The 21,801-nt window shown below is 41.9% G+C and carries 18 protein-coding genes and 1 tRNA gene; 14 read left to right on the top strand and 5 right to left on the bottom strand.

Translation table 11 applies throughout. The annotated features are described in order from the left end of the window. Window positions 1-23 precede the first annotated feature (23 nt). Window positions 24-233 (top strand): hypothetical protein, encoded by a 210-nt coding sequence (locus AAEY75_RS07365; RefSeq protein WP_352259247.1) that lies wholly within the window; start codon window positions 24-26, stop codon window positions 231-233. A 180-nt stretch (window positions 234-413) separates the two neighbouring features. On the opposite strand, the gene AAEY75_RS07360 is transcribed toward AAEY75_RS07365, so the two are convergent. Next, complete coding sequence (locus tag AAEY75_RS07360; protein ID WP_197216729.1) at window positions 414-1,154, bottom strand: MiaE family protein; 741 nt, start codon at window positions 1,152-1,154, stop codon at window positions 414-416. A gap of 630 nt (window positions 1,155-1,784) precedes the next feature. Here AAEY75_RS07360 and AAEY75_RS07355 point away from each other — a divergent pair. From AAEY75_RS07355 to AAEY75_RS07300, 12 genes are all read left to right on the top strand, one after another. Then, entirely contained in the window at window positions 1,785-3,983 is a 2,199-nt protein-coding gene (locus tag AAEY75_RS07355) for a malate synthase G (RefSeq protein WP_352259246.1), read from the top strand. A gap of 617 nt (window positions 3,984-4,600) precedes the next feature. After that, a complete protein-coding gene (locus AAEY75_RS07350) occupies window positions 4,601-5,650 on the top strand; it encodes a porin (RefSeq protein ID WP_201591867.1) in 1,050 nt (349 codons plus the stop codon). A 279-nt stretch (window positions 5,651-5,929) separates the two neighbouring features. Further along, the gene (locus AAEY75_RS07345; RefSeq protein WP_197216735.1) at window positions 5,930-6,973 is read left to right on the top strand and encodes a porin; all 1,044 of its coding nucleotides are present in this window, start codon (window positions 5,930-5,932) and stop codon (window positions 6,971-6,973) included. 192 nt (window positions 6,974-7,165) lie between these two features. Then, window positions 7,166-8,800, top strand: coding sequence for a CTP synthase (gene pyrG / locus AAEY75_RS07340; RefSeq protein ID WP_197216736.1), 1,635 nt, complete (start codon window positions 7,166-7,168; stop codon window positions 8,798-8,800). Between the two features lie 339 nt (window positions 8,801-9,139). Next, window positions 9,140-10,015 (top strand): 3-deoxy-8-phosphooctulonate synthase, encoded by an 876-nt coding sequence (gene kdsA, locus AAEY75_RS07335; RefSeq protein ID WP_197216737.1) that lies wholly within the window; start codon window positions 9,140-9,142, stop codon window positions 10,013-10,015. Between the two features lie 39 nt (window positions 10,016-10,054). After that, the gene (locus AAEY75_RS07330; RefSeq protein ID WP_197216738.1) at window positions 10,055-10,309 is read left to right on the top strand and encodes a heavy-metal-associated domain-containing protein; all 255 of its coding nucleotides are present in this window, start codon (window positions 10,055-10,057) and stop codon (window positions 10,307-10,309) included. 103 nt (window positions 10,310-10,412) lie between these two features. Beyond that, window positions 10,413-10,637 (top strand): heavy-metal-associated domain-containing protein, encoded by a 225-nt coding sequence (locus tag AAEY75_RS07325; RefSeq protein ID WP_197216739.1) that lies wholly within the window; start codon window positions 10,413-10,415, stop codon window positions 10,635-10,637. Between the two features lie 227 nt (window positions 10,638-10,864). Then, complete coding sequence (locus AAEY75_RS07320) at window positions 10,865-13,225, top strand: heavy metal translocating P-type ATPase (RefSeq protein WP_352259245.1); 2,361 nt, start codon at window positions 10,865-10,867, stop codon at window positions 13,223-13,225. A gap of 321 nt (window positions 13,226-13,546) precedes the next feature. Then, the gene (gene eno, locus AAEY75_RS07315; RefSeq protein WP_352259244.1) at window positions 13,547-14,863 is read left to right on the top strand and encodes a phosphopyruvate hydratase; all 1,317 of its coding nucleotides are present in this window, start codon (window positions 13,547-13,549) and stop codon (window positions 14,861-14,863) included. A gap of 125 nt (window positions 14,864-14,988) precedes the next feature. After that, on the top strand, window positions 14,989-15,297 hold the full coding sequence (locus AAEY75_RS07310) for an FtsB family cell division protein (protein WP_194197808.1): 309 nt from the start codon (window positions 14,989-14,991) through the stop codon (window positions 15,295-15,297). Between the two features lie 151 nt (window positions 15,298-15,448). Continuing rightward, window positions 15,449-16,207: a 2-C-methyl-D-erythritol 4-phosphate cytidylyltransferase gene (gene ispD / locus AAEY75_RS07305; protein WP_352259243.1), complete on the top strand. Its 759-nt coding sequence runs from the start codon at window positions 15,449-15,451 to the stop codon at window positions 16,205-16,207. Between the two features lie 382 nt (window positions 16,208-16,589). After that, the gene (locus AAEY75_RS07300; protein WP_197216742.1) at window positions 16,590-17,213 is read left to right on the top strand and encodes a BLUF domain-containing protein; all 624 of its coding nucleotides are present in this window, start codon (window positions 16,590-16,592) and stop codon (window positions 17,211-17,213) included. Between the two features lie 311 nt (window positions 17,214-17,524). Here AAEY75_RS07300 and AAEY75_RS07295 read toward each other — a convergent pair. The 4 genes from AAEY75_RS07295 to pyrC form a co-directional block, all read right to left on the bottom strand. Continuing rightward, window positions 17,525-17,600: transfer RNA gene (locus AAEY75_RS07295), tRNA-Glu, on the bottom strand. A 54-nt stretch (window positions 17,601-17,654) separates the two neighbouring features. Beyond that, entirely contained in the window at window positions 17,655-17,852 is a 198-nt protein-coding gene (locus tag AAEY75_RS07290; protein ID WP_197102895.1) for a hypothetical protein, read from the bottom strand. A 294-nt stretch (window positions 17,853-18,146) separates the two neighbouring features. After that, the gene (rnt, locus tag AAEY75_RS07285) at window positions 18,147-18,866 is read right to left on the bottom strand and encodes a ribonuclease T (RefSeq protein ID WP_110923139.1); all 720 of its coding nucleotides are present in this window, start codon (window positions 18,864-18,866) and stop codon (window positions 18,147-18,149) included. Window positions 18,867-19,078: 212 nt separating this feature from the next. Continuing rightward, window positions 19,079-20,149, bottom strand: a complete 1,071-nt coding sequence (gene pyrC / locus AAEY75_RS07280) for a dihydroorotase (protein ID WP_352259242.1) — start codon at window positions 20,147-20,149, stop codon at window positions 19,079-19,081. A gap of 393 nt (window positions 20,150-20,542) precedes the next feature. Here pyrC and AAEY75_RS07275 point away from each other — a divergent pair, with 393 nt between their 5' ends. Continuing rightward, window positions 20,543-21,781 (top strand): argininosuccinate synthase, encoded by a 1,239-nt coding sequence (locus tag AAEY75_RS07275; protein WP_352259241.1) that lies wholly within the window; start codon window positions 20,543-20,545, stop codon window positions 21,779-21,781. Window positions 21,782-21,801: the final 20 nt, after the last annotated feature.

Here is a 21,801-nt window from a genome sequence, read left to right as displayed (position 1 = left end):
AACGACGAGAGTGAGGTGTCATTATGAGCATGCCAGACGATAAGGCAGTGAATGAGAGTCATAAATTAAAAGATGCAGATGATAACGATGATAACAATGGCATTGTCGCTAATAATGCCTTACAGAAAGCAAATCCTGCTGCTGCAGAAAGAGCGACGGACGATCACGACCCACATAATATTGCCAAAAACCATAAACAGTATGACAGTCCGTTAATGAAAGACGATAAATAGTGATTTATTGTGATGGTTCTAGGCTTAACAAAGAATGTCATAAGCGAAAAGGTCAATAGACAGATCTAATCAGAATCAGGAAAGGTACTACTAGAGTTCAAGCTAAATATCTTGAACTCTAGTAGTACCTTTTTTATTTGTCTAAACGATTACCAGTATCTAAATGACTAGCAACAATATCTAAGCAGGTGTACCGCTATGAAAGCGTAATTCAGCATCCGGACTAGATATCAGCTCTGATTCCACTTCTTTAAAGAAAGCCACTCTTTCATCGATATTGTCTTCAGATAGTGATTGAGCCAAGGCCAAGTAATCCTCAAAATGACGACTTTCTGACTTAAGTAAGTAACGATAGTACTTTGCCAAGCGCTCATCATTGATAACCTCAGCCAACGACGCAAATCGTTCGCAAGAGCGTGCTTCAATGAATGCCCCAATGATTAACACATCGACCATCGCTGCTGGCTCGTAAGTGCGCTTGTGTTTCAACATGCCTTTAGCATAACGTCCAGCACTGAGGTATTTCCACTCCAGACCACGGTCATTCATGATGCCTAATACCTGCTCGTAATGTAGCATCTCTTCACGTATCAACTGCGCCAGCTTACACTGCAAATCATAGGAAAACTCATAGCGGAATATGAGATTCATGGCGGTGCCCGCTGCTTTTTTTTCGCAATTGGCATGATCCTGAATGATTAATGGCAAGTTATTAATCGCAGCATCTACCCAAGCCTGTGTGGTTCGAGCACCCAAGAAATTATAGACAGGGGAGAGGTCTACCTTGATGGGCGTACGTAGCTGAGTGATATCAACACTGTCTGTTTCTATGCTGTCTTTTACCATCTCGTTGTCGTTCGTAAGTTCATCGTTTAAGGCGTTATCACTGCTGTTAATAGGTTTCATATTTTCTTTGTTCATAGTCTCTGTCATGGTTAAGTATTTGATACGTATTGGCTAAACATAAAAATGGGATAGATAACTAATAACTATAAGTCGATACAGTAATGATTACTTACTGTTTATCTAGGCCTAATTGTCTGTGCATATAAAAGCACTGAGAATAGGCTTTAGGGCCGACAGTTTATAGGTCATCATAATTATACAACCCCAACATTTACTTGGTGAATGGTGTTTTCTTGTTTATTTCTTTATTTGATAGTAGGATAAGATTTTGCTAAAGCAGAATCTTTCTTACTATTGACATATCAGTCATCGCTTAGTGATGGGTAGTGAGCATTATAGCTCATGCCAATACGACATAAAGCTATTGATACACAGGTATAGGCCGTTTGAAATAAATGGCTGTATTTATGACCTATATCGTTTTCTATAATGTTGTTAGCAAGCGTGATTCAATGCAGCAAAAAATGTATGCTAGTAGCATAGCACAAATGTTTAAAGTGCTATTCATGACAAGCTTATATGATAGAACAACAGATTTGATTCGTACTCATCTAAACTTGGAATAGATGTCTAAGACCGACAATGTCCAATCATTGCGGTAGCAACTTCGTATTTACACTCTCACGAACAGATAAGGATAACAACATGAGCCAGTCTTCTAACGCCAATCGTATTCAAAAAGGCATCCTTGCCATCGACCAGCAATTGTATGACTTTATTGAAAACGAAGTGCTACCGAAAGTCGGTGTTGACTCAGACAGTTATTGGTCAGGTTTCGAAAAAGTCATCAAAGAGTTTACCCCGCGCAACAAGGCACTGCTGGCGACTCGTGACAAAATTCAAGCACAGATTGATCAGTGGCATTTAGATAACCCTGCCAAAGATGGCGAAATCGATTACCCTATATATAAGGCATTTTTACAAGAGATTGGGTATCTATTACCAGAAGGCGATGACTTTAAAGTTAGCACACAAAACGTTGATGATGAGATTGCTCATATCGCAGGGCCACAGCTGGTCGTACCCGTACGCAATGCTCGTTACGCACTGAACGCAACCAATGCACGTTGGGGTAGTTTGTATGATGCCTTATATGGTACCGATGTCATCAGTAATGATAATGGTCAAGAAGCAACAGGTGGCTATAATCCGACTCGTGGTGCTGCCGTCGTCGCTTATGCAAAAGCATTCTTAGATGAAAACTTTGCGCTAGCATCAGGTTCATACAATGACGCGACAGGCTTTGCAGTGGTTGATGGCGCACTTGAAGTTATCCAAGGTGATAGCAGCACTTCGCTAAAAGACACTGAAAAATTTGTCGGTTTTGTGGGTGATGCCGCAGCACCAACAGGTATTTTATTAAAGAACAACAATCTGCATGCCGAAATCCAAATCGATGCCAACCATCCAGTCGGTAAAGATGACCCTGCAAATATCAAAGACGTCTTACTTGAGTCAGCGATTACAGCCATTCAGGATTGTGAAGATTCAGTCGCTGCGGTTGATGCTGAAGAAAAAGTTGAAGTCTATCGCAACTGGCTTGGTTTGATGAATGCTGACTTGCAAGAAACCTTTGAAAAAGGTGGCAAGACGCGTACTCGTCAACAAAACCCAGACCGCGAATACACCACGCCAGATGGCGGCAAGCTTATCCTACCAGGTCGTTCGTTGCTACTCATTCGTAACGTCGGTCATTTGATGCAAAACCCAGCAATCTTAGTAGATTTGGGTAATGGTCAAGAACAAATCTTTGAAGGATTGATGGATGGCTTAATCACACCGTTATTATCTTTAAATGATTTAAAAGGTAAAAACCCACTATCGAATTCACGCAAAGGCTCAATGTATATCGTTAAGCCAAAAATGCATGGTCCTGAAGAAGTCAAAATGGCCAATGACTTGTTTAACGCTTCAGAAGACTTGCTAGGGCTTGAGCGCAACAGCCTTAAAATCGGCATTATGGATGAAGAACGTCGCATGACGGTTAACTTAAAAGAAGCCATTCGCCAAGCCAAAGAGCGTGTGATCTTTATTAATACGGGTTTCCTCGACCGTACAGGTGATGAGATGCATACCAGTATGAATGCAGGCCCGTTTGTACCAAAAGGTGAGATGAAGTCACAAGCGTGGCAGCCAGCCTATGAGCAGTGGAACGTAGATGTGGGCCTTGAGACAGGTCTACAGGGTGTTGCTCAGATTGGTAAAGGCATGTGGGCGAAGCCTGATGAAATGAAAGAGATGATGGACACCAAGGCTGCGCATCCCAAGTCTGGTGCTAGTACGGCATGGGTACCGTCACCAACAGGGGCAACCTTGCACAGCATGCACTATCATCAAGTAAATGTGACAGAAGTACAAGACAGCCTAAAATCACGTGAGCGTGCAAGCTTGGATGATATCTTGACCATTCCATTAGCGAAAGACACCAACTGGTCTAAAGAAGAAAAGCAGCAAGAATTAGAGAACAATGCGCAGGGTATCCTAGGTTATGTCGTACGCTGGGTAAACCAAGGCGTTGGTTGCTCTAAAGTACCTGATATCGATGATGTTGGTCTTATGGAAGATCGTGCCACGCTACGTATTTCCAGTCAACATATCGCTAACTGGCTGCATCATAATGTGATCACTGAGGAGCAAGTGCTTGAGACCATGAAGCGTATGGCAAAAGTCGTTGATGAACAAAATGCTGGTGATAGTGATTATCAACCAATGGCTAGCGATTTTGAAAACTCTTATGCATTCAAGGCAGCCTGTGATTTAGTGTTTAAAGGACGTGAGCAGCCTAGTGGCTACACTGAACCATTGTTGCATCAGGCACGTCTTGATCTAAAAGCAAACACCTAAAATGATAAATTAAGTATCATTTTTTAGGCAGGCTTAAGCTAATGAGCAGGATGGTATATTGTACTATCTTGCTCGTTTGTGACTGTCAAATGTGACAAAAATAAGACAAGCAGTATTTTATAAGCGCTATTTATTGTTAAATAAATAGCGCTTTTTTTGGCTAAATACTTGATATTCGTTATTGCTATTTAAGATTATCAGTAATGATATTAATCAATGTTTTCTGTATCTTGTTGAGTCAATAGAATTTTTTTTAGTGATCGCTCAAATACAACCAAGCATTTTTTATTTGATAATGGATGTATCGAAAAAGCAAAAAAACATGTTGCAAATTATGTCAAAGTTGTTATGCTTGTACTCGAAGTATGAGTTTGGTAACGGATGTTACGCACGGAGCAATAAATACCAAAGGTTACATGGCAGTTACGTTGTTTTAATCCCAGTCATGTGAGTCATGGTTTTTGATCTTACTGCAATAGCAATTCGCCACACTTGTTCCTGACTAATCTCGGTAGCCAGTTACACATTATATCTTTGAGGATTTGTGACGATACCATTATGAGCACCAGCTAATAATAGCTAGCTTATTACTAAAATTGTAAAGTGGAGATACACCCATGAAAAAACTACTTTTAGCTACAGCAGTTGCTGCTTTATCTGTATCTGCAGCCAATGCAGCCCCTACTATTTATGGTAAAGCATTCGTTACTGCTGACTATGTAAATGCTGAGCGTGACTCATCACTTCCAGAATATGATGTAGATAGCGATTCAGTACAAATCAACTCAAACATCTCACGTCTTGGTTTTAAAGGCTCTGAAGCAATGACTGCTAACACTGATGTTATCTATCAGTTAGAGTATGGCATTGCTATCGATGACAGTGGTGATGATAATGTTGCTTTAAGAAGCCGTGATACTTACCTTGGTCTAGACAACAAAACCTTAGGTCAGTTCCGTTTCGGTCGTAACTACTCAGTGACTGACTACATCAATAACGTAACTGTTACTGAAGGTTTTTGGGATAATCTAGGTGTTAGTAACCTTGACATGGAAGACGATATCCTTGATGCAGTAACCATGGCTGATGGTGGTCGTGTTAATAACTCAATCGTATGGATTGCACCTAAATACAATGGTCTACCATTAGAACTTGCACTTCAGTATGGTGCTGATGAATCTTTTGTATCTGATGATGATGACCGTGACAGTGGTTTTGGTGCATCGTTGATGTTTGACCAAGGTACTGGCTTCACTGCTGGTGTTGCTTATGATAAAGACATGAGCCAAGCAGGCGAGCTTTTACGTGGTAGTGCAACGGTTGATCTAGGTAAATACATGGCGGCGCCAGTTACTTTAGGTGCAATGTATCAAGTAGCTGATTTTGATGGCGGCGAAAAAGACGAAAAAGGCTTGGTTGTTAGTGCTGAAATGGGTCTAACTAACTTTGCTCGTCCAGCATCTGTTTATGTTCAATATAACGGCACTAAAAACCTAGCTGGTTTCGAAGACCGTGATTCAGACCAAGTTGTTCTAGGTGGTAAATACAACTTCAAAGACAACATGATTGCTCATGCTTATATTGGTGACAACTCTGCTGACGATAAAGCTACTAATACTGATCTTGATGTATTCGCAATTGGTGGCGGTCTAGAATACTTATTCTAGTATCAGCTGCTAATAGCTAATATATAAAAACTCACCCTTCGGGGTGGGTTTTTTTATGATAAAAATAAAATATTAAATACAAAGAATAGTAATATTGAATAATCACAGTCATGTAAATTTTGTTTTTTCACCTTACTGTAATATTTGTTCGGTAAAGTAGTGTTTAAGCAGTTTTCATGACTCGTTATATATAGTGGTTTTGAGTATCTTTGGATACACCATTATATACATCAACTACTTAGCCAACTTATCACTCAAATCGTAAAGTGGAGATATCCTTTGAAAAAATTACTTTTAGCTACAGCAGTTGCCGCTTTATCTGTATCTGCAGCCAATGCAGCACCTACCTTATATGGTAAAGCATTCGTTACTACTGACTATGTAAATGCTGAACGTGATGGTACATTGTATGACGTCGACAGCGACTCAGTGCAAATCAACTCAAACAGTTCACGCCTTGGTTTCAAAGGCTCTGAAGCAATGACTGCTAACACTGATGTGATTTATCAATTAGAATATGGCATTGCTGTCGATGACAGTGGTGATGAGAATATTGCTTTAAAGAGCCGTGATACTTACCTTGGTCTGGATAACAAAAACTTAGGTCAGTTCCGTTTTGGCCGTAATTATTCAGTGACTGATTACATCAATAATGTAAGCGTTACTGAAGGCTTTTGGGATAACCTAGGCTCTAGTAATCTTGACATGGAAGGCGATGTTTTAGATGCGGTAACTATGGCTGATGGTGGTCGTGTTAATAATTCTATCGTATGGATTGCACCTAAATATAATGATCTACCACTAGAGCTCTCACTTCAGTATAGTGCTGATGAAGCTTTTGTATCTGATGATAATGACCGTGACAGTGGTTTTGGCGCTTCGTTGATGTTTGACCAAGGTACTGGCGTTACTGCTGGTGTTGCTTATGATAAAGACATGAGCCAAGCAGGCGAGCTTTTACGTGGTAGTGCAACGGTCGATCTAGGCAAATACATGGCAGCGCCAGTTACTTTAGGTGCAATGTATCAAGTAGCTGATTTTGACGAAGGTACTAAAGACGAAAAAGGTTTGGTCGTCAGTGCTGAGATGGGTCTAGCTAACTTTGCTCGTCCAGCTGCTGTTTACCTTCAATATAACGGTACTAGAAACTTAGCTGGTGTTGAAGATCGTGATTCAGACCAAGTCGTTCTAGGTGGTAAATACATGTATAAAGACAACATCATTGCTCACGCTTATGTTGGTAACAACTCTGCTGAAGATGGTGCTACTGGTGCTGATCTTGATGTATTCGCACTTGGTGGTGGTCTAGAGTACAAATTCTAATCTAAGCATTAGAATCTGATTATAAAAACTCATCCTTCGGGGTGGGTTTTTTGTTGGTTAGCATTTAAATTGCAGAAAAATGTTGATTACCAACACAAAAACAGAAGAGTTTCTGACAGTTTGCATTTTTGCCCTATATTTTATGGCGTATTTTTAGTAAAATCCTTCTTTACCAATTACCGAAAGAGTACTATGACCAAGTTTATATTTGTGACCGGTGGGGTAGTGTCCTCACTAGGAAAAGGTATCACCGCAGCATCTCTTGCCGCTATCTTAGAAGCACGTGGCGTAACAGTCACGATGACCAAGATGGATCCGTACATCAATGTCGATCCAGGTACGATGAGCCCATTCCAACATGGCGAAGTTTTCGTTACCGAAGACGGCGCAGAGACAGATTTAGATTTGGGCTACTACGAGCGCTTTTTACGTCATTCAAAAATGAGTAAAAGCAATAACTTCACCAGTGGTCGCATCTACCAAAACGTTTTAAACAAAGAGCGTCGTGGTGAGTATCTCGGCGGTACAGTACAGGTTATCCCGCACATCACTGATGAAATCAAGAGTAAAATCTTGGCCAGTGGTGAAGGCTATGATATCGCTATTATCGAGATTGGTGGTACAGTCGGTGACATCGAGTCACTGCCTTTCATGGAAGCCGTACGCCAAATGCAAGTAGAGCTTGGCCGTAACAGAGCCATGTTGATGCATTTAACGCTAGTACCTTATATTGCTAGTGCTGGTGAAACCAAAACCAAGCCTACCCAACATTCTGTAAAAGAGCTGCGTTCTATTGGTTTGCAGCCTGACATATTGATTTGCCGTTCTGAACATCATATCTCACAAGACAATCGCCGTAAGATTGCGCTATTCACTAATGTGGAAGAGCGTGCAGTCATTATGTGTGAAGATGCCCAAAGTATTTATCAAATACCGCGCACTTTGCATGAGCAAGACCTTGATGACTTGATTTGTGAGCGTTTCGGCATTGATGTACCTGAAGCAGACTTGAGCGATTGGGATAAAGTTGTTGAAGCGCAGCTCAATCCTGAGACGACTGTGACCGTAGCGATGGTTGGCAAGTATGTCGAACTGCCTGATGCGTATAAGTCTATCAATGAAGCATTGCTCCATGCTGGTATCACACATAAAGCAGACGTAAAGATTGATTATATCGATGCCGAGCGTTTGGAGAGTGATGATAGTTTATTCGCGCAGCTAAATAACGCTGATGCTATCTTAGTACCAGGCGGTTTCGGAGAGCGTGGTACTAATGGCAAAATGAAAGCCATTACTTATGCACGTGAAAACAGCGTACCTTATCTAGGTATCTGCCTCGGTATGCAGTTGGCAGTGATTGAGTATGCTCGTAATGTGCTTAATATTGATGCTAACTCTTCTGAGTTTGATCGCAAGACTGCTGAGCCGATCATCGGTCTCATCACTGAGTGGCTAGATGAGCGCGGTGAGCTACAGATTCGTAGTGATGATTCAGATCTTGGTGGCACTATGCGTCTAGGTGCACAGCAAGCCGAATTAGTTGCTGGCAGCAAATTAAGCCAAATCTATGGCGCGAGCAATATTACGGAGCGTCATCGTCATCGCTATGAGATGAATAACCGTTATATCGAGCCACTAGAGCAAGCAGGTATGACCATATCTGGTTATTCAGCCAAGCAGCATTTGGTTGAGTCAGTTGAGATTTCTGAGCATCCATGGTTCGTTGCTGTACAGTTCCATCCTGAATTTACTAGCTCGCCACGCGGTGGTCATCCACTGTTCAACAGCTTTGTAAAAGCGGCGAAAAACTATAACGAAGCCAGATAGTTCAAACCAAGTCGTTATAAACGCCTGACATATTTACATGTATAAAAAAGACTGATTTTCGAATCGGTCTTTTTTTGAGCCTATATTTTAGAATTAGAGAACATGGTTATCGCAATATAATTGTCCATTACACCTTAATTACGGATAACACCAAACCCAAAAAATATCATTAACCACGTGAAAAGTGATTAGTCTAATAAATGAGGCAGTTGCACTCATTTCTCGGACTATTCTGATTTTTAGGAATGGTATGATTACGCTTGGATACTTTTATTAATTGGGCTATCGGTTACAATATGCGATAGAACCACTGATAACAATAAAGAGGATAGTTGTTTAATGGAAAATTTATTAAAAGCACAATCACATATTCAGCTTAATACGCCTAACAATAACACTATTAATATTGGTAACGATCAGCCGTTTGTATTGTTCGGCGGTATGAATGTTTTGGAATCTAAAGAGTTAGCGTTTGAGATTGTTGAACAGTATATTGATATATGCCAACGTTTGGGCATCGATTATGTCTTCAAGGCCAGTTTTGACAAGGCCAACCGTTCAAGCCTGCACTCTTATCGAGGCCCAGGATTGGCGAAAGGCATTGACTGGCTTGGTCAAATCAAAGAGAAGTTCCAAGTACCTATCATTACTGACATTCATGAGCCTCATCAAGCAGCACCTGTCGCTGAAGTAGCTGACATCATCCAGTTGCCTGCATTTTTGTCACGTCAGACTGATTTGGTCCATGCAATGGCGAAGACAGATGCCATTATTAATATTAAAAAAGCCCAGTTTTTAGCCCCTCATGAGATGCGTCATATCGTCAATAAATGCTTGGAAGGTGGCAATGACAAACTGATATTGTGTGAGCGTGGCAGTGCTTTTGGTTATAACAATTTGGTCGTCGATATGCTTGGTTTTGATACGATGAAGCAGATGGATATTCCTGTATTTTTTGATGTGACACATAGTTTGCAACAGCCGGGTGGGCGTAGCGATAGTGCGGGTGGTCGCCGCGAGCAAATCACGACGCTTGCACGTTCAGGTATGGCAGCAGGGTTGGCAGGGTTGTTTTTAGAAGCACACCCAAGCCCAGAAACAGCCAAATGTGACGGTCCTTGTGCACTACGTATGAGCCAGTTAGAGCCGTTTTTACGCCAACTTAAGCAGATTGATGACTTGGTCAAAGGTTTCGAAACGTTAGACACTCATTAGTAGTACTAGCTAATAGGTCAAAGATAGGAGGATAATGTAATGGCGATTCAAACCGCACAAGTAAGTATCGAAAATATCGATGACGCGGCAGGACTAAATAGCGTGATGACGGCATTGAAGAATATCACTGGCGTAACAGCTATTGATTTAGATACCACTCGCCATGTTGCTAGTGTGCGTTATGAAGATACCGATACGAGTATCCATGCTCTGACGGCGGCAATCAGTATGGTTGATTATGTTACTCAGCCGTTTCCTATCGATGCACCACAAAACTCACATCATGATGATTAATCTTTGATATCGGGTATTATTCCTCGAATGATCCTCAGATAGTATCTGCGCATCATTTATTTAAAACAGTATTATATTAATAAATAAAAAAAAGGAGTCTCATATGACAGACCAAACTCGTGTTATAAAAATCGACGGCATGACTTGCGGTGGCTGCGTAGCCAGTATATATAACGCTACTACTGATATTGATGGCCTAGATGATATCAGTATCGAGCTGATAGACAATCAAGCAACCGTTACTTTTGACGATAGTAAAACGAATATAGAAGCCATTGTTTCAGCGATTGATGATGCTGGCTTTGATGCGACTGTCGCTAACTCATAAGTACCGTCTCTCATTTGAAAAAACCAGCTATTATGGCTGGTTTTTTAATGGTTGAAGAGTAGTGATATTAGGTTGCTTCCCAGATGGCTATAAATGAATTGAATTGATTTGAATGGATAGTAATCTGGAATGTTTTTTAATTTAGATTCATCCATCCACTGATATTTTTATGGCTCATCCAATTTTACAAACGCTATAACGAATAAATGCCATACCGAGTTTTCTTTATGAATGATATTACCCGCAGCACTAATGACAAATCCTACGATGTTGAAACTGACGTTCAGTCAAATACATCACTTACGCCGCAGCGTGCGCATCTACAACTGGCGATTGATGGTATGACATGTCAGGCTTGTGCCTCACGAATCGAAAAGGTACTTAACAAAAAGCCATCGGTATACGATGTGAGTGTGAATTTTGCAGGTGAGACTGCCAATGTCGATTATGATCCGACTCAGACCACACCTGAGCAGGTCACAGAATGGGTGAATAAAACTGGTTTTGTGGCTAATTTACGAGTAGGTGAGAGCTTATTTGAGAAAACGGACAAGAATACAGCAATTGAGTATCCTTGGCGCTTGATTGGGCTATGGGTTTGCTTAATCCCATTTTTAGTCGGTATGGCAGGCATGCTGACAGGTTTTGGTATGGCGTGGATGCCACCGGTTTGGATACAGTTCCTCATAGCGACAGTGGTACAGTTTGGCTTGGCGTTACCGTTTTATAAGAGCGCATGGGCATCGATTAGAGGTGGTCTTGCCAATATGGACGTATTGGTCGTTATCGGTACGGTCACCATTTGGGCATATTCAACTTATCTGTGGCTGACAAATGGCGATGGGACGCTAAATAGCTTGCTGCAAGATGGTCTCATGGGTGGTCATGGTGCAGGTAATAGTCCTGCAGTGTATTTTGAAGCAGGAGTGATGGTTATTGCTTTTGTTCGTACGGGTAAGTATTTAGAAGAGCGTACCAAAAAGCACAGCTTAAATAGTATTGATTTATTGTTATCACTGATACCTGACCAAGTTGAGCAGCAGCAGTCGAATGGTGATTTTCATAATGTTGCACTCCAAGATGTACAGGTTGGTGATATTTTGCGCGCTAAGCAAGGTAGCCGAGTAGCCACCGATGGCATGGTTATAGGTGGTAGTGGCTGGTGTGTGGAGAGTCATTTAACGGGTGAGTCCGTACCGCTCAAAAAAGAAGAGGGCGATGTTCTATTGGCAGGTGCTCTAGTCGAAAATGGCAGTTTGCTATATCGCGTCAGTGCTAAAGGTAGCGATACTAAGCTAGGTGATATGGTACAAGCACTCAGCGATGCGCAAGGCTCAAAAGCCAACTTAGCGCGTCTGGCTGATAGAGTGACAGCTATTTTTGTTCCCATCGTTGTTACGATTGCATTGGTTACTTTTGTCGTCACGTGGTGGCTGACAGGTATGGTGGATACGGCGCTAATGCACGCCGTATCGGTTTTGGTCATTGCCTGCCCTTGTGCGCTTGGCTTGGCCACACCCGCTGCAATTATGGCGGGTATGGGCGTTGCTGCTCGTCATGGCGTTTGGTTCAAAGACGCACAAAGCCTCGAAGCAGCGGGCGACATCGATACCGTTGTCTTGGATAAGACGGGCACACTGACCATTGGCAAACCGACTATCGTTGACCATGTCATGGTGGATAAATCGCTTGCTGTTGATGAGGTATTGCAGATTGCCGCCAGTGTCGAGGCGCATGCCAGTCATCCACTAGCAACCGCTCTGGTCAACACGGCCAAAGACCGTCAACTGCCTTTATTTAATGTGACCGATATCAGCGTGATAAAAGGCGCAGGTATACAAGCAAGCATTGATGGCCTTGGGCTTATTAAGGTTGGTACGGCAGATTTTGCTAACTTGACGCTGCCAAAATTGATGCCAAAAGCATGGCAAGTGGCCAGTACGGTTGCAGTTAGTATTAACGATGAACCTTTAGGCGCTTTTGCTTTAGCGGATGACCTAAAAGGGGACACTCCACAAGCGATTACTGCACTACAAAATGCTGGCATTAACGTGATTTTGATGAGTGGTGATAAGCAGTCCGTCGTCGATTATGTCGCAGGAAAACTGGGTATCAAGGCGGCTTATGGCAAAATGAGTCCGAGAGATAAGGCGAGCCAGATTGCTAAATTACAAACAGCGGGTCATAAAGTTGCCATGGCAGGTGATGGTGTTAATGATGCACCAGCGATGGCAACTGCCGATGCCAGTTTTGCCATGTTTGAAGGGACCGACGTGGCCCAGCACAGTGCCTCAGCGAGACTGATGGGTGAGTCATTGATGCATATCGATGCGGCACAAAAAATCGCCCAAGCAACACTGCGTAATATTAAGCAAAATTTGTTTTTTGCCTTTATTTATAATTGCATTGGCATTCCACTCGCTGCTTTTGGGTTTTTAAACCCTATGATTGCAGCTGCTGCCATGGCGCTTAGTTCCATCTCAGTATTAATGAATGCACTGCGATTGACACGATTTAAGACAGAGGTTGAGCTGGACAATACAGTCTCGAACACTAATATTGAAGCAGAGCGTTTGTCTAAAGCATAGACATCCATTCGTTTTTTACATCGTCGTCGATAAAACGATTCGATAATGGCTGACATTGCTGCTCATATTTCATTTTATGGGCGCAAGTTGGTGTAAGATAAGGGAAGTTTGGTAAAATTTATGCTATGATGCCAAGCACTATAGCCAGCTGTCGATACGCCAAATAAACCTTTAATCGTACTGAAAATTGACCGATTTTACAAATAGGCAAAGCTGTTTTAGGCGCACGTGCTATACGATAATTTGCTTTATCTTTTTTGTATTCTAGCTGCCGTTATTTACCCCATAGACTTGGCATGACCAAAGGAATTAACAGACATTATGTACGCTGAAGAAACCAACAACGTCACCGCAATTAAAGACATTCGCGCTCGTGAGATATTAGACTCGCGCGGTAACCCAACGATTGAAGCCGATGTTATCTTGGCTGATGGTACGATTGGCCGTGCTGCAGCACCAAGTGGCGCGTCAACTGGCTCACGTGAAGCGCTTGAGCTGCGTGATGGCGACAAAGATCGCTACATGGGTAAAGGCGTGAAAAAAGCCGTTGCCAATGTGAATAGCCAAATCCGTAGCGCTTTGATGGATAAAGACGTTACAGAGCAGCAAGGCATCGATGATGCAATGATTGCGCTAGATGGTACAGAAAACAAAGACAGCCTTGGTGCCAACGCCATGCTAGCGGTGTCACTTGCCACGGCTAAAGCGGCTGCCAAATCAAAGAACTTGCCATTACACCAATATATTGCCAACTTGCGCAATCAGACGTCGCTCACGATGCCTGTGCCAATGATGAATATCTTAAACGGTGGCGAGCATGCGGATAACACTGTAGATATCCAAGAGTTCATGATTGAGCCAGTTGGGTTTTCGAGCTTCTCTGAAGCATTGCGTGCTGGTACAGAGATTTTCCACAGCTTAAAATCTGTCCTAAAATCACAAGGCTTGAATACAGCGGTCGGCGATGAAGGCGGTTTTGCACCAAACCTACGTAGCAACGAAGAAGCCATCACTGTCATTATGCAAGCGATTGAGCAAGTCGGCTATAAAGCTGGTGAAGATATTCATCTTGCGTTAGATTGTGCGGCAAGTGAGTTCTATAAAGATGGTCAGTATATCTTGGCAGGCGAAGGTAACAAATCTTTTGATAGCCAAGGCTTCTCAGACTATTTAGTTGGTTTAGCACGTCAATATCCTATTATCTCTATCGAAGATGGTCTTGATGAGTCAGATTGGGATGGTTGGAAGTATTTAACTGAGCAAATTGGTGATAAAGTTCAGTTGGTCGGTGATGATTTATTCGTAACCAATCCTGCTATCTTGCAAGAAGGTATTGATAAGAAAATTGCCAACGCAATTTTGATCAAGTTTAACCAGATTGGTACTTTATCAGAAACGCTAGATGCGATTTATCTGGCGAAGAAGAACGGTTATGCGACGATTATTTCGCATCGTTCAGGTGAAACTGAAGACAGTACTATTGCAGATTTAGCGGTTGGTACTGCTGCTGGTCAGATCAAGACTGGCTCGCTATGCCGCTCAGATCGCGTCGCAAAATACAATCAACTGCTTCGTATCGAGCAGCAAGTACGTGCAAGCTATCGTGGCCGTGAAGAGTTCATCGGTCTACGTGGTTAATAAGTCCAAGTTAATCAGGACTTAACGTTAAAGCTGGGCAGTATGTAATCATTATTGTGTTTATATATTGCCTAGCTGCTTTAGCTAATTTTTACTATATCTTTGTCGTTTGGCGTTATCCTCTTATGAAATATTTTAGCCAATTTATGTTACTCGCGTTAGCCGTTGCCGTTCTGTTAGGGCTGCAATATCAGTATTGGCTAGGCGAAAATGGTCGTTTCGAGCACAACGAACTGATGACTCAGACAGAAGAGCAACAGCGCTTGAATGAGAGCCAAGTAGCCGCAAATAATTTATTACGTACCGACGTATATGATTTAAAAAATGGTCTTGAAGCAGTAGAAGAGCATGCTCGTTTAGATTTGGGTTTGATTAAACCAAACGAGACATTCGTGCAAGTATCTACGGCACCTACTACACACAGCAATTATTAATTGTTCTTGATTTTCGAAAAAGTACTATCTATTAGTATCTAGAATAGATATTCGGTTCACCTCGTTCTCTTTACCTCTCTTAGCACTTACTTTTCCTTAGCCATATTGTCATGGGTCTCAACCATGAGAGCTGTTTGATGAGTACTATCTTATGAATACCACACCTCGTATACATGCCATGATCGTCGCTGCTGGTCGCGGCAGTCGTTTTGGTGCGTCTGTTGCCAAGCAATACACGATGCTACAAGGACAGACACTGCTACAGCATAGTGTAGCAAGGCTCGCCTGTAGTGATTATATTGATAAGTGCTTGTTGGTCATTGCAGCAGATGACACCACTGCTGAAATGCTCGATTTCGCACTTCCTATAGATTATGCCATTGGCGGCGCTGAGCGTTGGCAGTCAGTACAGGCAGGTGTAGGGGCAATCAGTCATTCAGGCGCTGACGATTCAGACTTAGTGTTGATTCATGATGCTGCGCGTCCTGCTGTACCCAGTAATGATATTAATCAAGTGATCGAAGCGGCGATGACAGAGCCTTATGGCGCTATCCTAGCAACACCTGTGGCTGATACGCTAAAAGAGTCGTACGTCTATTCTACTGCCCAATCTGAGCTTACGCATGAGACTGTTAGTAGTAACCATAACCACGCACATTCTTATGCTAAATGCACTATCGACCGCAGCAATATGTGGCAAGCGCAAACCCCACAAGTATTTCGATTAGGTGAGTTGAAGAGGGTGTTGGCTTATGTTCTTACCCATAACCTTTCTATCACGGATGAAGCCAGTGCCTTTGAATACTTAGATTTCCCTATTCGTCTAGTGACGGGCAGTCGCCAAAACATAAAACTCACTTATCCAGATGATGCTATCTTACTTGCAGCTATTCTGACTGCACAATCGTGATTATCATAAAGTATTTCCAATAGCTGTTCCTCATTAGTTTGCTACTACCTGTATCGTATCAAATAAGTCTATTTAATGGAGATGTAGGTGTGCCTATATCTCACATATTTCAGCCAGCACCTATTTAAAAATAAAAAATAGGCTACTTCATTCATTTGAAGTCTTCTCAGTTATGAAATACAAACAGTATTGTCAAACATAGATTGCTTTGATGACTAAACTAGCCTATGATGTAACCAACTTAATACAATTAGTATAAACATTTATAAAATCAATAATATACCAGACCAATTTGATGCTTCTAAAAGTCTTGTCTCTATGTTTTTTCTAAAGTTAGTATGGTTGTTTTAGCTCCATTTATCTAAAAATAGGGAGAATCGAATTGTCAAAAATTAATGATTCGACAAATCCAGTCACAATAGATCTCTGCCAGCTTGTATATATCAGCCAAATCACTTCGACTGGTCTGTCAGGCTCTAGTACGCTTAACGACATTTCAGAGATTTCGATTGAGCAGAACCAAGCCGATAACGTCACGGGTATTCTTTGCTATGGCAATGGTTACTTCTTACAGTGTGTAGAAGGGTCAGAACAAGCGCTCACTAATTTAAAAAATAGATTACTAGTAGATGACCGTCATAAAGAACTAAAAATTCTAGATTTTTCACAAATCTCCCAACGCCGTTTTACGAATTGGTCTCTACGTTCTGTCACACTTGAACGTTGGATGACAAAAGAGCCTGAGCTGAAAAACTTTATGCCGTTTAAGCCTTACGATTGGGATTCTAGTGAATGGCCAAGGTTTGTAGATATCCTACAAGGGTATTATGAAGAGCAGGCAAGAACAGGTAATATAGATACACCACCTATTAAGTACAGTACATTAGGGGTGACCTTAAGTAAGGTGGTCGGTCAGCATCAAGCATTCTTTTTGATTCAAACCGTACTTGGTGTGATGGTTATCATGACATTGTTATGGTTGATGTTATCAGATAAAATCTGGTAGATTTTATAAAGAAATCGTATTCGATCTAAAAAGCCAACAGTCAATGTTGGCTTTTTTGTCAGTAAATTTTCGATAAAACTTTTAATATAGATGCAGCAGCAAATCAAGTTACGTATTCATAGTACACATTACTAGCTGCATTAAATTAATAGTGATATACATTTGAAGATCTTAGGTATCGTCTTTTTGAGACAGTTAAATGCACGCATAAAAAAAAGCCCAATCACGATGTGATTGGGCTTTTCAATGGTACGCTTGTTAGTCTTAATAGATGCTTTGCAGCAAACTTGCTAACGAGTGACGCCAAATAGTGGCGTCCCCAGGGGGATTCGAACCCCCGTTACCGCCGTGAAAGGGCGGTGTCCTAGGCCTCTAGACGATGGGGACTAGTAACACAACACCTCAGCTGCTTTCACCATTTATGCCGAAGTGGTGCGTATTCTAATGGTGTCTGCGCTTGCTGTCAAGCCTTTTTCTTCGTCTTTTTAAAATTAAGTATCTTTTTTTAATTGCACGGCGAGGATGTAAGTCTTTACGCTTTAAATGATAGCGAATCCACAAAGAAGTACAAGCGCTAATCGTCAAAGCTAGCAGCATATAGCCTATGATTGTTCCCCATAATTTGAGTTGTGGATCCATGATAAAGTCCCTCCTATCAAGCCTTATAGTATGAGCAATGTCATGCTATAAGGCAGTGTGGGCAACTTAAACCATCTACAGGATACGACAACACCGTTTCAGAGTGCATAATTACAGGTCGTCGACTCGTTTGTTGCTTTTGAATGATGGCCATACCATATTCAATAATTAAACGAGAGGCTTGTTGATCATGATATCAATCATATCCCTATTGATTGTAAAATCAAGATGCCAAAGTCATCAAGTATTAAAAGTAGCACTATTAGGAGACATGGGCAATATAGGATATGTGGCTTATTTATTATCGCTGTCAGGTAACTCATCTGTATTTGCTTCATTATGCATTGCATTAGCCAGCATGGGGTAATGGTTAAGAATATGACAAAACAGCTCAGCAGTCTTTTGCGTATCATATAGTGCTGAGTGAGCGTCTTTACCATCGAAATCTAGCCCTGCTGCCTTACAAGCCCGCGCCAGTACCGTCTGACCAAATGCGAGTGCTGATAGCGTGACGGTATCAAAAACTGAAAAGTTATGGAACGGATTGTGGCTCTTGTTATTGGTACGTAGCACAGCAGCATTCAAAAATGCCAAGTCAAAATGGGCGTTGTGTCCGATTAATACACATTGACGGCAGTCTTCCTCACGGCGTACTTCTTTTAAACCCTTAAAAATCCGGCGTAGGGCAGTTTTTTCATCTTCAGCAATGGCTTTACGCAGTGGGTTTTTAGGATCAATCCCTGTAAAGGCGAGGGCACTTGGCTCTAGATTTGCCCCTTCAAAAGGTTCGATATGAGCATTGAAAGCCTCTCCAGGATAAAACACACCTTGCTCATTAAGCAGCACAGGAATACAGGCAATTTCTAATAAAGCATCAGTTTGTGCATTAAAACCAGCTGTCTCAACATCGACGACCACAGGTAAAAACTTACGAAAGCGATCTTTTAGGCGTATTGGTGCTTGTTCATCTGTCACGGTATTGTCAGGCAAGGTGGCATCGTTTTGAGTGGTCATATCAGGTAAAATCGCTTTTATCAGTCGTACTGTTATATTGAATGAAAAATAAGTATGTGATGATATCTGTCACACCGCCTAAGATAGGGATATGACAGATATTATAGAATAAAATATAGAGGGCTTTATGTCAGGCACGTCATCAATTGGTTCACTTAGCACTTAGTACTTTTAAGTTTTACAATCTGAATAATGATATACCTTAGCGTGCTCTAGTCTCTAAGAGACCATGGTAGCGTTTCACCCGCCATAAGCGGGGTGAGAGAACTGCCATCGAAGTAAGGATAGGCAACAGGCACTTGCATAGGTGTATTGACAAGCGTAATCGTACTCTCATTTAATGGCATCCCGTAGAACTGGGCACCAAAACGACTGGCAAAACCTTCTAGCTTGTCTATTTTGCCAACGCTATCAAAGGCAGTGGCATACAACGGCAAGGCAGTCGCAGCGCTATAACAACCAGCACAGCCACAAGCAGCTTCTTTTTTATCCGTCGCATGTGGAGCAGAATCAGTACCTAGGAAGAACTTTGGATTGCCACTAGTTGCTACGTCTAATAATACTTTTTGATGGCTTTCACGCTTTAAAATAGGTAAGCAATAAAAGTGCGGTTTGATGCCACCGACCAATAAATGATTACGGTTAAACATCAAATGCTGAGGTGTAATAGTGGCGGCAACGTGATTGCCTTGAGCCAATACAAAGTCCGCAGCATCACTGGTAGTGATATGCTCGACTACGATTTTCAAGGTAGGGAACTTTACGATAATCTGTGCCAACACTTCATCTAAAAAGCGCTTTTCACGATCGAAAATATCAATATGATCTTGAGTGACTTCACCATGTATTAATAAGGGCAAGTCGTATTTTTCTAGTGCTTCAAAGACATCAACACAAGCATTGATATTGGTGACGCCGTCAGCAGAGTTGGTGGTTGCTCCAGCAGGATAGAGCTTAACGGCCTGTACGATACCTGATTTTGCTGCCATCTCGATGTCTTGTGCAGTCGTTTTATCCGTCAGATATAAGGTCATACGGGGGTCGAACGCCGTTTTGCGCTCTATGCTCAAATCGCTAGTTTCTAGATGTGACATGATACGCGCGCGGTAAGCACGTGCATCGTCGACATTTTTGACAGGCGGTACTAGGTTTGGCATGCAAATAACACGATTAAAGCTATTTGCGGCATGCGGTACTGTCGTACTCAATGCTGTGCTATCACGTAAGTGAATATGCCAGTCGTCTGGTTGAAGGATAGTCAATTCTCTAATCGAATCAGTCATAATGTCGTAGCGCTCTATGTCGTCATATATGGGAATAAAACGGAGTGGTGTTATGTGGCTATCATAACAGATTTGCCCACTTGACTAAATATGCGACTAACGCTCTGTACATAATTCATTGGTCGCACTGTAGAAGGTTTTGATTGTTCTGCTACCATTCTATGGAGAGTAATGATTTTTGACTGCACAAAACGATCTGGCTTATCGTTATTAGATAACAATCTCATATAGATAGCTTATATCCATTGCCGTACAATTCAACCAAAAGCTTACTCCTTATGGCAGTGGTACTTTTGCCTATAGTAAATATGATGTACACTGAGTCAGTAGTTTATCTTTCGATTGAATCTTAGCGCTTTTACCACAATTAAATTCTCATAATAGGAGTTATTCATGGCTCAACTTGATCCGAAAAATATTAATAAAATCGTATTGGCATATTCAGGTGGTCTTGATACCTCAATCATCGCTAAGTGGCTGCAAGAGACTTATGATGCAGAGGTTATTACCTTCACTGCAGATATCGGTCAAGGCGAAGAGGTTGAGCCAGCACGCGCCAAAGCAGAAGCCATGGGTATCAAACATATTCATATCGAAGACTTGCGCGAAGAGTTTGCCCGTGACTATGTATTCCCAATGTTCCGTGCCAATGCTATCTATGAAGGCGAATATTTACTCGGTACTTCTATCGCACGCCCGCTAATCGCCAAGCGTTTGGTGGAGATTGCTAAAGAACATAATGCTGATGCCATTAGCCATGGTGCTACGGGTAAAGGTAATGACCAAGTACGTTTTGAGCTAGGTGCTGTTGCCTTATCACCAGATGTAGTGACCATTGCCCCTTGGCGTGAGTGGGACTTGTCTAGCCGCGAAAGCTTGATGGAATATGCAAAAGAGCACAACATTGCGATTGATTATGCGGGTAATAAGAAAAAATCTCCATACTCAATGGATGCCAACCTGCTACATATCTCTTATGAAGGCGGAATCCTAGAAGATCCATATGCTGAAGCAGAAGATGATATGTGGCGCTGGTCAGTCAGCCCAGAAGAAGCGCCTGACGAAGCACAATATCTAGAGCTAGAATATCAAAAAGGTGACATCGTTGCTATCGATGGCGAAGCGCTTAAGCCTTTTGAAATTATGATCAAGCTCAATGAGATTGGTGGTAAACATGGTATCGGACGTTTAGATATCGTAGAAAACCGTTATGTTGGCATGAAGTCACGTGGTTGCTACGAGACGCCAGCAGGTACGATTATGCTAAAAGCACATCGCGGTATTGAGTCATTGACCTTAGATCGTGAAGCCGCACATCTAAAAGATGAGCTAATGCCACGCTACGCTAAAACCATCTACAACGGCTACTGGTTCAGTCCTGAGCGTATGATGTTGCAAGCGTTGATTGACAAATCACAAGAATATGTCAACGGTACGGTTCGCATGAAGCTATATAAAGGTGCAGTGAGCGTGGTTGGACGTAAGTCAGATGATTCGTTATTTGACGAAAAGATCGCAACTTTTGAAGATGATGCAGGCGCTTATGATCAAAAAGATGCTGAAGGTTTCATCCGTCTTAATGGTCTACGTCTAGCTATCGAAGCCAGCCGTGGTCGCGATTTATCGAAGTAAGATTGTTAGATTACTCGTAA

The organism is Psychrobacter sp. TB55-MNA-CIBAN-0194 (genome assembly GCF_040309505.1).
Taxonomy (GTDB): Bacteria; Pseudomonadota; Gammaproteobacteria; order Pseudomonadales; family Moraxellaceae; genus Psychrobacter; species Psychrobacter fozii.
The sequence above is the reverse complement of the archived record's forward strand: the minus strand, read 5'-3'. Positions and strand labels throughout refer to the sequence as shown.

Excerpts from the sequence above, each read along its gene's own strand:
- AAEY75_RS07365 (WP_352259247.1), top strand. The coding sequence starts at position 24 with ATGAGCATGCCAGACGATAAGGCAGTGAATGAGAGTCATAAATTAAAA.
- AAEY75_RS07360 (WP_197216729.1), bottom strand. The coding sequence starts at position 1,154 with ATGAACAAAGAAAATATGAAACCTATTAACAGCAGTGATAACGCCTTA.
- AAEY75_RS07355 (WP_352259246.1), top strand. The coding sequence starts at position 1,785 with ATGAGCCAGTCTTCTAACGCCAATCGTATTCAAAAAGGCATCCTTGCC.
- AAEY75_RS07350 (WP_201591867.1), top strand. The coding sequence starts at position 4,601 with ATGAAAAAACTACTTTTAGCTACAGCAGTTGCTGCTTTATCTGTATCT.
- pyrG (WP_197216736.1), top strand. The coding sequence starts at position 7,166 with ATGACCAAGTTTATATTTGTGACCGGTGGGGTAGTGTCCTCACTAGGA.
- kdsA (WP_197216737.1), top strand. The coding sequence starts at position 9,140 with ATGGAAAATTTATTAAAAGCACAATCACATATTCAGCTTAATACGCCT.
- AAEY75_RS07330 (WP_197216738.1), top strand. The coding sequence starts at position 10,055 with ATGGCGATTCAAACCGCACAAGTAAGTATCGAAAATATCGATGACGCG.
- AAEY75_RS07325 (WP_197216739.1), top strand. The coding sequence starts at position 10,413 with ATGACAGACCAAACTCGTGTTATAAAAATCGACGGCATGACTTGCGGT.
- AAEY75_RS07320 (WP_352259245.1), top strand. The coding sequence starts at position 10,865 with ATGAATGATATTACCCGCAGCACTAATGACAAATCCTACGATGTTGAA.
- eno (WP_352259244.1), top strand. The coding sequence starts at position 13,547 with ATGTACGCTGAAGAAACCAACAACGTCACCGCAATTAAAGACATTCGC.
- AAEY75_RS07310 (WP_194197808.1), top strand. The coding sequence starts at position 14,989 with ATGAAATATTTTAGCCAATTTATGTTACTCGCGTTAGCCGTTGCCGTT.
- ispD (WP_352259243.1), top strand. The coding sequence starts at position 15,449 with ATGAATACCACACCTCGTATACATGCCATGATCGTCGCTGCTGGTCGC.
- AAEY75_RS07290 (WP_197102895.1), bottom strand. The coding sequence starts at position 17,852 with ATGGATCCACAACTCAAATTATGGGGAACAATCATAGGCTATATGCTG.
- rnt (WP_110923139.1), bottom strand. The coding sequence starts at position 18,866 with ATGACCACTCAAAACGATGCCACCTTGCCTGACAATACCGTGACAGAT.
- pyrC (WP_352259242.1), bottom strand. The coding sequence starts at position 20,149 with ATGACTGATTCGATTAGAGAATTGACTATCCTTCAACCAGACGACTGG.
- AAEY75_RS07275 (WP_352259241.1), top strand. The coding sequence starts at position 20,543 with ATGGCTCAACTTGATCCGAAAAATATTAATAAAATCGTATTGGCATAT.